At 68.0% G+C, this 3,015-nt stretch carries 4 protein-coding genes; all 4 read left to right on the top strand.

Translation table 11 applies throughout. The features are described 5' to 3' along the window. Positions 1 to 188: 188 nt before the first annotated feature. On the top strand, positions 189 to 443 hold the full coding sequence (locus V7067_RS04385; protein ID WP_334174663.1) for a GlsB/YeaQ/YmgE family stress response membrane protein: 255 nt from the start codon (positions 189 to 191) through the stop codon (positions 441 to 443). 188 nt (positions 444 to 631) lie between these two features. After that, on the top strand, positions 632 to 1,585 hold the full coding sequence (gene lipA / locus V7067_RS04380; protein ID WP_334174662.1) for a lipoyl synthase: 954 nt from the start codon (positions 632 to 634) through the stop codon (positions 1,583 to 1,585). A 22-nt stretch (positions 1,586 to 1,607) separates the two neighbouring features. Next, positions 1,608 to 2,063: a type II toxin-antitoxin system RatA family toxin gene (locus V7067_RS04375; RefSeq protein ID WP_334174661.1), complete on the top strand. Its 456-nt coding sequence runs from the start codon at positions 1,608 to 1,610 to the stop codon at positions 2,061 to 2,063. Next, a complete protein-coding gene (locus V7067_RS04370) occupies positions 2,060 to 2,977 on the top strand; it encodes a LysR family transcriptional regulator (RefSeq protein WP_334174660.1) in 918 nt (305 codons plus the stop codon). Before V7067_RS04375 ends, V7067_RS04370 begins: the two co-directional genes overlap by 4 nt. Positions 2,978 to 3,015 lie beyond the last annotated feature (38 nt).

Below are 3,015 nucleotides of genomic sequence, written 5' to 3'. Positions count from 1 at the left end.
TGTTCCCGCATCCGACCCTGTCGGAGACGATGCACGAGAGCGTGCTCGACGCCTATGGCCGGGTGATCCACACCTGAGCGGGGCTGCCGGGCGCGGGCAACCTGCCGCGCCCCCGGCCCATTGACGGTCCGGGCCGGCGCGCCCACCTTTAGGGCAGGCGGCCGACGGGCCGGGCAGGGAGCAGGCTGATGAGCGGCGTCGGTTTCTTCGGGGCGATCGTGATCGGCATCGTCGCCGGGTGGATTGCCGGGCGGGTGTTCAACCGCGGGCAGGGGCTTCTGAAGAACCTGATCGTGGGTCTGGTCGGCTCGCTCATCGGCGGGGCGCTGGTGCGGGCGTTTGCCATCTCCGCCCAGCCCGGGTTCGTGGCGAGCCTGGTGGTTTCCACCATCGGCGCCATCGTGCTGCTGTTCCTGCTGGGGCTGTTCGACCGCCGGCGCTGAGCGCGGCGAATGCGGCGGCAACGGGGCAGCCCTGCGGCAATGCCGGTCCTCGCCCCTCGACGCCGGGCGGTGGCCGTGATTTAAGTTCAGAGAACAGAGAGGCTTTCGCGGCCGGGCAGTGCCGGCCGCGGACAGGGACCCGCGCAAAGGGCGCCCGTGCAGGCCGAAGATGCGGGAGATTGCCGTTCATGGTCACGGTTCTCGACACCACGAAAGCCCGTCCCCGGCATCCGGAAAAGGCCAGCCGGCCCGATACGCCGCTGCTGCGCAAGCCGGAGTGGATCCGCGTGCGCGCCCCGGGCTCCCCGGTCTATCGCGAGACCGAGGATATCGTGCGCAAGAACGGCCTCGTCACGGTGTGCGAGGAAGCCGGCTGCCCGAACATCGGCGAATGCTGGTCGAAGAAGCACTCGACCTTCATGATCATGGGCGACACCTGCACGCGGGCCTGCGCCTTCTGCAATGTGCGCACCGGCCTGCCGGGGCCGCTCGACCCGCGCGAGCCGCAGCATGTGGCCGAAGCCGTGGCCAAGCTCGGTCTGGCCCACGTCGTCATCACCTCCGTCGACCGCGATGATCTGGCCGATGGCGGCGCCCGGCATTTTGCCGAGGTCATCGAGGCGATCCGCCAGGAAGCGCCGAAGACCACCATCGAGATCCTGACGCCCGATTTCCTGCGCAAGGAAGGGGCCCTTGAGGTGGTGGTCGCGGCGCGGCCGGATGTGTTCAACCACAATCTCGAAACCGTGCCGTCGAAATATCTGAAGGTGCGCCCGGGGGCGCGCTATTTCCATTCCATCCGCCTGCTGCAGCGCGTGAAGGAGCTGGACCCGACCATCTTCACCAAATCCGGCATCATGGTCGGCCTTGGCGAGGAGCGGAACGAGGTTCTGCAGCTGATGGACGACCTGCGCTCCGCCGAGGTCGATTTTCTCACCATCGGCCAGTACCTGCAGCCGACCCGCAAGCATCACCCGGTCATCCGCTTCGTCACCCCGGACGAGTTCAAGGGCTTCGAGACGGTGGCCTACGCCAAGGGCTTTCTGATGGTGTCGTCGAGCCCGCTCACCCGCTCGTCGCACCATGCGGGCGAGGATTTCGAGCGTCTCAAGGCCAACCGGCAGGCGCGGCTCGGCAACTGATCCTGCGGACCAGCGAAACGATATGCCCAGCTTCCAGACCGCCCGCAAGGTGAGGCACTCGGCCGCCGAGATGTTCGATCTCGTTGCGGATGTGGAGAAATATCCGCGCTTCGTGCCGCTGTGTCAGGCGCTGCATGTGCGCGGGCGCCGGTCGCTGTCCGACGGGCGCGAGGTGCTGGTGGCCGACATGACGGTCGCCTACAAGGTGTTCCGCGAAACCTTCACCTCGCAGGTCGTGCTCGACCGGGCGCGCAGCGAGATCGTGGTTTCCTATCTCGACGGGCCGTTCCGCTCGCTCGAAAACCGCTGGTCGTTCCGCCCGCTCGGCGAGGAAGTGTGCGAAGTCGGGTTTTATATCGCCTATGAATTCAAGAGCCGCACGCTCGGCTCGCTGATGGGGGCGGTGTTCGAGCAGGCCTTCCGCCGCTTTGCCGAGGCCTTCGAGAACCGGGCGGACGAGGTTTACGGCGCGGTGTGATCGACAAGCTGGAATTTCTTCTGGCTCTGGCCCGGGAGCGGCACTTCGGCCGCGCCGCGGCCGCCTGCGGCGTTACCCAGCCCACGCTTTCTGCCGGCATCCGCGCGCTTGAGGAGCAGCTCGGCTGCCTGCTGGTCAACCGCGGCAGCCGTTTTCTGGGCTTCACGCCCGAAGGCGAGCGGGCGCTGGAGGCGGCGCGGCGGGTGGTGGGCGAAATGCGCGCCATGCGGCAGGAAATCGAGGCCCTGCACCGCGGTCTTTCCGGTCATCTGCGGCTTGCCGCCGTGCCCACCGCACTCGGCTTTGCGGAACGGCTGATCGGGCCGTTTCGCGCCCGCTTCCGCGATGTGCGCCTCAGCGTGCGCTCGATGGCGTCGGCCGATCTGCTGACGGCGCTCGACGACCTGACGGTCGATGCCGCGCTCACCTATGTCGATAACGAGCCGGTCGGCCGGCTGAAGGTGGTGTCGCTCTATCGCGAACGCTATCGTGTGATCACGGCGCGCGACGGCCTGTTTGCCGGCCGCGACGCGGTGCCGGTGCGCGAGGCGGCGGCGGCGCCGCTGGCGCTGCTGGACAGTTCCATGCAGCAGCGCCGCATCGTCGAGCGGCTGTTTGCCCTTGAGGGCCTGCGTCTGGCGCCGCAGCTGGAATCCAACACCATCGCCGTGCTCGTCGGCCATGTGCTGAGCCGGCGTGCGGTTGCCATTCTGCCGGAAGGACTGGCGGAAATGGCCGGGCTGGAACAGCGGCTGGTGGCCATTCCGCTGGCCCACAGCGAAACGATGCCGCCGGAATCGGCGCCGATGATCGGCCTCGTCTGCCCGGCCCGCGAGCCGCTGGCACCGCTGACGCAGGCCTTTCTCGCCGAGGCCCGCCATCTCGCCGCGCAGGGCGGCGCGCTGCCGTTCTGAGGCACGACACTTTTCTGAGGCATGACACCGTTCTGAGG

The organism is Pseudoxanthobacter sp. (assembly GCF_036822375.1).
In the GTDB taxonomy this organism is placed as follows: Bacteria; Pseudomonadota; Alphaproteobacteria; order Rhizobiales; family Segnochrobactraceae; genus Pseudoxanthobacter.
This window is presented reverse-complemented; position numbering and strand designations above follow the sequence as displayed.